Here is a 6,920-nt window from a genome sequence, read left to right on the forward strand (position 1 = left end):
GGGGGCCGCGTTCGCCGACCGGGTGCCGGTGGTGACCGTGCACGACGCCGCGTCGCACGCGATGGCCTGGCTCGGTTCGGCGGTCGGCGCGCCGGCGGTGCCGCTCGGGGTGGACGAGTTCGGCCAGTCCGGCAGCGTCGCCGAGCTGTACGAACTGCACGACCTGCTGCCCGGCAGCATCGTCAACGCCGCACTGGCCGCCATCGCCCTCCGCTGACCCGCCCGCGCCCGCCCGGCCCGCTGGTGGGCGTCGGCTCAGCCGGTCGGTGTGGGCGTGGGTGTGGCCGGAACACCACCGGTCGGTGTGGGTGTGGGTGTGGCGGGGACGCCGGCGGTCGGGTTCTCCACCAGGCGTCGTTCCAGGTTGACCTGGGCCTGCCCGGTGCCGCCGACGGTGATGGTGTCGTACGCCTGCAGCATCTTCTGCTGGTCGAAGTAGAGCACGCTCATCGACAGCGGGGTGGGCTTCTCGCCCTCCAGGCCACGCAGCCCGGCGCCGCCGGTGGACCCCTCCACCATCAGCGTGGTGGGCTGCTGCCCGGGTGCCTGCGGCAGTTTGGAGACCTGCCGGGCGTGGGTGTGCCCGGCCAGCACCAGCGGGCAGGTGCCGGCGAGCGGCCCGGCCGACGCCGGGTCGTGCACGAGCGCGATGTTGACCGGTCGCGGTGAGCTGCGGACCGTCGCGGCGAGCTGGTTGCCGGCCCCGATCACCTGGTCGGCCACCTGCTGGGTCAACCCGCTGCCGGCGGGGGAGGTGTTCTTGTCCGGGGTGAAGCGCGGGTCGCCGATGCCGGCGATGGTCAGCCCGGCGACCGTCGTGGTCGTGTTGTTCAACACGATCGCGTTCGGCTGACGGGCCACCGCGGCGGCGGTCTTGCCGGAGTCGTGGTTGCCCCGGATGAACACGTACGGCTTCTTCAGCAGCCCGATCGAGGCGACGAAGGAGGCCTCCGGCTCGCTGCCCCAGTCGGTGATGTCCCCGGTGTCGATCACCACGTCGATGCCGAACTGCTCCACGACCGTCCGGATCAGCTGCCAGCCGGTCGGGTTGAGGTGCATGTCGGAGACGTGCAGCACCCGCGTGGTGCCCGGGGTCGGCTCCAACAGCGGAAGCGCCGAGACGGTGGTGTAGAGCTGGCTGACGTTGCCCACCAGGCGCTGCAACTGCTCCGCGTACTTGGTGTAGTCGTTGGCGATCCGGCGGGCGTCACCGACGATGGCCGGCGCGTTGACCAGCAGCCCCTCGTAGCGCGGTTCCTCGATGGCCTGCGGCCGAAGGGTCGCCGCCGCCGTGCCGAGGCTGCCGGCGGTGACCAGCAGCGCCAGCCCACCCGCCCAGGCGGTACGCCGGACGTTGCGGAAGATCAGCCCGGCCAGGATCAACGTGACCAGCACCGACGCGGCGAGGGTACGCAGGCCGAGGCGCATCACCCCGGAGCGGACGTCCTCCACGGCGCTCTGGCTGGCCCTGCTGATGCTGGCCGGGTCGTCGATCAGCGCCTCGGTGCGCCCCTGGTCGAGCGCGCCCAGCCGGACGGTGAGGTGGGTCGGCCCGTCGTGGCTGTCGAGCAGCAGCGCGCCGAGCGGCGGAATGTCGACGGTGGTGCCGCCGTCGCGGGCGGGGGAGATGCTGAGGTCGGCCCGGAACGGGCCGATGTCGGTGCTCACCTGACCGCCGGCCAGCGCCCCGAGCACCGCCCCACCCAGGGCCACGGCGAGGACGGCGACGATCAGCCCGAGGCGACGCAGCGGGCCGGCGGCGGCGACCCGCCAACCCGCCGGGCGCGGCCGATCGCCGCCGGTCACCGGATCGTCCCGGTCATCGGCGTCGTCGTGCCGCTCGTCGCGTTGCCCGTCCATGTTGAAAGTCTGACCTGCCCGTCGGAAGATCTTGGCAAACCTGAACCGATGGTGACGAAGTCAGCTGCGCCCGCCGTCACCGCCCGCGAAGACCACCCGCAGGAGCCGGTCGTCGTCGCCCGCCGGGTCGCCCCGCCCGTCGTGGTTGGAGGTGCTCACCCAGAGCGACCCGTCCGGTGCCGCGGCCACCGCGCGCAGCCGACCGTAGCGGTTGGTGAGCAGCTCACTGGGCTGACCGAGCAGCGTGCCGGTGTCGGTCAACTCCATCACCCAGAGGCGCTTGCCCCGCAGGCAGCCGGTGACCAGCAGCCGGTCCGTGGCGGCCAGACCCGAGCAGGACGCGTCCGACGTCGCCCACTGCGCGATCGGGTCGGTGAACCGCTTGTCGCCGGCCTGACCCTCGACCTCCGGCCAGCCGTAGTTGCCGCCCTTGGTGATCTGGTTGATCTCGTCCCAGGTGTTCTGGCCGAACTCGACGGCGTACATCCGCTTCGCGGCGTCCCAGGCGAAACCCTGCACGTTGCGGTGCCCGAAGGACCAGACCGGAGAGTTGGGGTACGGATTGCCGGCGGCGGGCTTGCCGTCCGGGGTGATCCGGAGGATCTTGCCGCCGAGGCTCTTCACGTCCTGGGAGAGGGGGCGCTGACCGGCGTCACCCGTGCTGACGTAGAGCTGCTTGTCCGGGCCGAAGCCCAGCCCACCGCCGTTGTGCACGGTGGCCTTGGGGATGCCGGTGAGGATCGGGGTGGGCTGCCCGCCGAGTTGCAGCCGGGCGACCCGGTTGTCCTCCTCGGCGGTGTAGTAGACGAACACCGTCCGGTCCCGGGCGTAGTCGGGGGAGACGGCGATGCCGAGCAGGCCACCCTCGCCCGCCGCCGCCACGTCGGGGATCGTCTGCACCGGGCGGACCCGCAGCCCGTCCGGCCCGGACTCGGGCCCGACCTGCAGGATCCGGCCGTTGTCCCGTTCGGTGACCAGCGCGCCGCCGTCCGGCAGGAAGGCGATGGCCCAGGGCACCCGCAGACCCTTGGCGAGCACGGTCGCCACCGCCTGCTGGCCGGCGCCGCCAGGGCTCGCCGACGCGGACGGGGTCGGCAGGTTGGGCGGCTCGCCGGCCGGGTCGGGCTCCGGCTCGCCGAAGCTGCAACCGGCGGCGAACAGCAGCGCCGCGCAGGACGCCGCGAGGGCCGCCCGGAAGCGGCGGATGCGAGGGTACGAGGGACGGGCGCTCACCCGGCCCAGGGTAGCCCGCCGCGCGCCCCGGCCGGGCCCGTCGAGATCCAACGGGTGCCGACGACCCGCCCGATGGTCCCCGGTGGACCGCTCACCGCGCCCGTACGGCCAGCAGCGCGGTGTCGTCCTCACGGTGCCGGATCGAGGCGAGCAGCAGGTCGCACAGGTCGTCGAGGGGCAACGTGTCGGTGCCGGTCAACCGGCCCACCAGCTCGGCCAACCCCTCGTCGATGGAGCGGTCCCGCCGTTCGATCAAACCGTCGGTGTAGAGCAGCAGGGTGTCGCCGGTGGCCAGACTGGTCGACCAGCTGCTCCTGGGTGACGGGCGGGCCAGGCCGAGCAGCGGCTCCGGCGTCGCCTCCAGGGTCTCGACCGCCCCACCGGCGCGCACCACCAGGGCCGGCGGGTGCCCGGCGTTGGACCAGGTCACCTCGTGCACACCGGCGCGCTGCGGGCAGATCCGCACCAGCGTCGCGGTGGCGGCGATCGGCAGCCGCAGGCCACGGATGGCGCCATCCAGGTTGCTCATCAGCGACCCGACCGCGTCCGGCCGGCCGAAGGCGTTGCCCCGCACCAGGTTGCGCAGCTGACCCATGGTCGCCGCCGCCTCGATGTCGTGCCCGGCCACGTCCCCGATCGCCGCGATCACGTCGCCGTCGGGCTGCACGAAGGCGTCGTACCAGTCGCCGCCCACCTCCACCCGGTCGGCCGCCGGCTGGTACCGGGCCGCCAGCTCCAGCTCCGCCACCACCGGCAGCCGGGGCAGCATGCTGTGTTGCAGGACCTCGGCGACGTGCCGCTGCTCGCCGTACATCGAGCTGTTGCCGACGGCCTGGCCGGCCCGGCGGCCGATGTCGACCGCGGTGAGCAGGTCCCGGTCGTCGAACTGCTGACGTTGGCCGCCGTTGACGAGGGTGATCGCCCCCAGCACCGTGCCGCCGACGCCTCGCACCGGCACGCTCAGGTAGGAGGCGATGCCCAGCCGGCTGGCGATGGAGGCCATCTCCGGGTCGGTGGTGCCTCTCGTCACGTCGGCCAGGGACGCCACGCTGCCGAGCCGGGGCAGGCCGGTCCGGAGCACCGCCCGGATGCTCGACTCGGGGCTCAGCCCGGTGCGCAGCAGCTCGCCGAAGCGGTCGACGTCCGCCGCCCGGGCCGGGTCCCGGTGCACCGAGACCACCTCGCGGGGCAGACCGGTCGGCCCGATCAGGGTGAGCAGGCACCAGTCGGCGAGCAGCGGCACCATGGTGGCGGCGAGCCGGCGCAGCGCGGTGCTCACGTCCAGGGTGCCGGCCAGCGTCTCGCTCACCCCGGCCAGCAGCTCCAGCCGCTCGTGCGCCTGCACGACCCGCCGCCGGGCCTCCTGCGCGCCGTCGAGCGCGATCCGCAGTCGCAGCTCCGACGAGCAGGCGGCGGCCAGGTCGGCCAGGGTCCGCAGTTGGGCGGCCGTCCAGGCGCGGGGCTTGCTGTCGATGGCGCAGAGCGAGCCGAGCACCCGGCCGGAGAGGTCGGTCAGCGGCATCCCGGCGTACGCGACCACGCCGAGGTCGTCGATGGCCAGGTTGTCCCGGACGCGGGGGTAGAGCCGGGCGTCCGGCAGCACCATCGGCACCTCGATGTCCACGACGTGCTGACAGAACGAGTGGCTCAGCGGGGTCTGCCGGCGCTGCGACCAGGGCTCGGGCAGTCCGACCGCGCCCGGGAAGAACTGCCGGTCGGCGGAGACCAGGGAGACCAGTGCGACCGGCACGTCCAGCAGGTCGCTGACCAGCCGGGCGAACCTGTCGAACGCCTCGTCCGGGGCGGCGTCCAGCCCGGTGTCGGCGAGTGCGCGCAACCGCGCCGGGTCGCCGAGCACCGAGGGTGGCGCGATCGAACGCCGGGCGGGGCCGGGGGAGCCGTCGGTCATCGAGCACCTGTCTGCCGGGGCGGAGGCCGACAGGCCCTCCGACCCCTCGTTATACCTCGTTCGGGTCGGAGTCGAACATCGGTGTGCTGAGTCTCGCCCGCCCCGACACGGTGCGCCATCCCCCGCGACGCCGGTTCGCCGCCGTGCCCGCACCGGCCGGGACGCTGGGGACTATCGTCGGCGGACGTGAAGGTATGGATCCCGCACCAGGCCGGCCTGAACCTCCTGGGCGAGCTGCCCCCGGACGTGACCGTGGAGGTCTTCGAGCACACCGACCGGATGCCGTCCGAGGCGACCGACGTGCGGTTCTGGATGCCGCCGTTCCTGGGCGGTTCGGACGCGACGGCGCTGCTGCGGGAGCTGCCCGACCTGGCGGTGGTGCAGTTGCTCTCCGCCGGGGCGGACGCCTGGGCCGGCCGGACACCGCCGGCTGTCACACTCTGCGACGCCCGGGGCGTGCACGACCCCTCCACCGCCGAGTGGGTCGTCACCGCGATCCTCGCCCAGCTGCGGGCGTTCCCGGCGTTCGTCCGCGCGCAGGCCGAGCGGCGCTGGACGTACGCGGAGAACGCCCCGACCGACGAGCTGACCGGCAAGCGGGTGCTCATCATCGGCGCCGGTTCGATCGGCACCGCCGTGCGCGACCGGCTCGCCCCCTTCGACGTGAGCTTCACCCTGGTCGCCAGGACGGCCCGCCCGGAGCAGGGTGTGCACGCCGTCGAGGAGCTGCCCCGGCTGCTGCCCGACGCGGACGTGGTGGTGGTGCTGGTGCCGCTCACCGACCAGACCCGTGGCCTGATCGACAAGGCGTTCCTGGCCGCGATGCCGGACGGGGCGCTGCTGGTCAACGCCGCCCGTGGCCCGGTGGCGCACACCGAGGCGCTCGTCGCCGAGCTGGGCACCGGTCGGATCTCGGCGGCGTTGGACGTCACCGACCCCGAGCCGCTGCCCACCGACTCCCCGCTCTGGGCCATGCCGAACGTGCTGCTCACCCCGCACGTCGCCGGGTCGGTGCGCGGGTTGTTGCCACGGGCCTACCGACTGGTGGGCGATCAGGTACGCCGCTTCGCCGCCGGGGAACCGCTGATCAACACGGTGGTCGACGGCTACTGACCGGGCGCGTCCGGCAGCGACTGGCCGGTCGCCGCGACCAGCCGGGGCAGATCCGCCGCACGGACGGCCGGCAGGGTGACCTGGTGGCCGTCGTCGAGCCGGGCGACGGCGCGCCCGCGCTGGTCGGTGGTCAGCTCGAGGACCCGGTCCCAGTCGATCCGACGCTGCCCGGCCAGCGCCCGGATGCGCAGCTCCCGCGCGTCGGCGTCGGTGCCGGCCCGCCAGGCCCACACCGCGACGGCGAGCGGGACGAGCAGCACCGGCAGCAGGTAGGCCCGGGCGTTGGCCAGCGGCAGGGCGCCGACGAAGGCGATGATCGCGGCCACCAGGATGGCTTGGTTGTACCGGAAGCGGACCGTGTCGGGCTTACTCACCCTCCGATGATCCCACTCCCGGTCGTTTCGGCTCGCGGCGGGCGGTGCCAGCAGCGTGCGGTACGCCGTACAGTGACACAGGTCGTTGTCTCCCCTGAGTGACCGGCAAGTAACCAATTCGGCCGTCCATCGTTGCAATCGTGGGTAGCGGACTCGCAACGTCCGATGTCCCGCACCGCCGCACCGCCCCCGTGCCCCCTCACGAAGGCGACCGCCGTGCTCCTCGCGTACCCGTTCCGCGTCCTCGTCCCCCGCCGTGCGGCACCGGAGGCCGCCACGTCCGTGGCGGTGGCGCTGCTGCTCCTCGCCGGTGCCGCCGATCTGGTCCCGACCTCGGTGGTGATCGCGCTGGCCGCCGGTGCCGGCGCCACGCTCGCCGGCCTGCGACTCTCCCGGCTGGCCACCCGGCGCGGCACCGACCCGACCCCGCG

Annotated in this window: 7 protein-coding genes; 3 read left to right on the top strand and 4 right to left on the bottom strand. The window is 73.8% G+C overall.

Annotated elements, in window-relative coordinates; genetic code table 11:
• The coding region (locus tag PSH25_RS24315) for a hypothetical protein (RefSeq protein WP_238661276.1) at positions 1–217 on the top strand (217 nt) is incomplete at its 5' end.
• A gap of 38 nt (positions 218–255) precedes the next feature.
• On the opposite strand, the gene PSH25_RS24320 is transcribed toward PSH25_RS24315, so the two are convergent.
• The 3 genes from PSH25_RS24320 to PSH25_RS24330 form a co-directional block, all read right to left on the bottom strand.
• On the bottom strand, positions 256–1,860 hold the full coding sequence (locus tag PSH25_RS24320) for a metallophosphoesterase (RefSeq protein WP_238661277.1): 1,605 nt from the start codon (positions 1,858–1,860) through the stop codon (positions 256–258).
• Positions 1,861–1,920: 60 nt separating this feature from the next.
• Positions 1,921–3,093: a PQQ-dependent sugar dehydrogenase gene (locus tag PSH25_RS24325; RefSeq protein ID WP_238661278.1), complete on the bottom strand. Its 1,173-nt coding sequence runs from the start codon at positions 3,091–3,093 to the stop codon at positions 1,921–1,923.
• Positions 3,094–3,184: 91 nt separating this feature from the next.
• Positions 3,185–5,002, bottom strand: a complete 1,818-nt coding sequence (locus PSH25_RS24330) for a SpoIIE family protein phosphatase (protein ID WP_238661279.1) — start codon at positions 5,000–5,002, stop codon at positions 3,185–3,187.
• 186 nt (positions 5,003–5,188) lie between these two features.
• Here PSH25_RS24330 and PSH25_RS24335 point away from each other — a divergent pair, with 186 nt between their 5' ends.
• On the top strand, positions 5,189–6,115 hold the full coding sequence (locus PSH25_RS24335; protein WP_238661280.1) for a 2-hydroxyacid dehydrogenase: 927 nt from the start codon (positions 5,189–5,191) through the stop codon (positions 6,113–6,115).
• Here PSH25_RS24335 and PSH25_RS24340 read toward each other — a convergent pair.
• A complete protein-coding gene (locus PSH25_RS24340; protein WP_238661281.1) occupies positions 6,109–6,489 on the bottom strand; it encodes a PH domain-containing protein in 381 nt (126 codons plus the stop codon). The two genes, PSH25_RS24335 and PSH25_RS24340, sit on opposite strands and share 7 nt — an antisense overlap.
• Positions 6,490–6,705: 216 nt before the next feature.
• On the opposite strand from PSH25_RS24340, the gene PSH25_RS24345 reads away from it, so the two are divergent.
• Positions 6,706–6,920: hypothetical protein (locus tag PSH25_RS24345; protein ID WP_238661282.1), on the top strand; the 215-nt coding region annotated here is incomplete at its 3' end.

Source organism: Micromonospora foliorum (assembly GCF_022229015.1).
Lineage (GTDB): Bacteria > Actinomycetota > Actinomycetes > Mycobacteriales > Micromonosporaceae > Micromonospora > Micromonospora foliorum.

Excerpts from the sequence above, each read along its gene's own strand:
- PSH25_RS24320 (WP_238661277.1), bottom strand. The coding sequence starts at position 1,860 with ATGGACGGGCAACGCGACGAGCGGCACGACGACGCCGATGACCGGGAC.
- PSH25_RS24330 (WP_238661279.1), bottom strand. The coding sequence starts at position 5,002 with ATGACCGACGGCTCCCCCGGCCCCGCCCGGCGTTCGATCGCGCCACCC.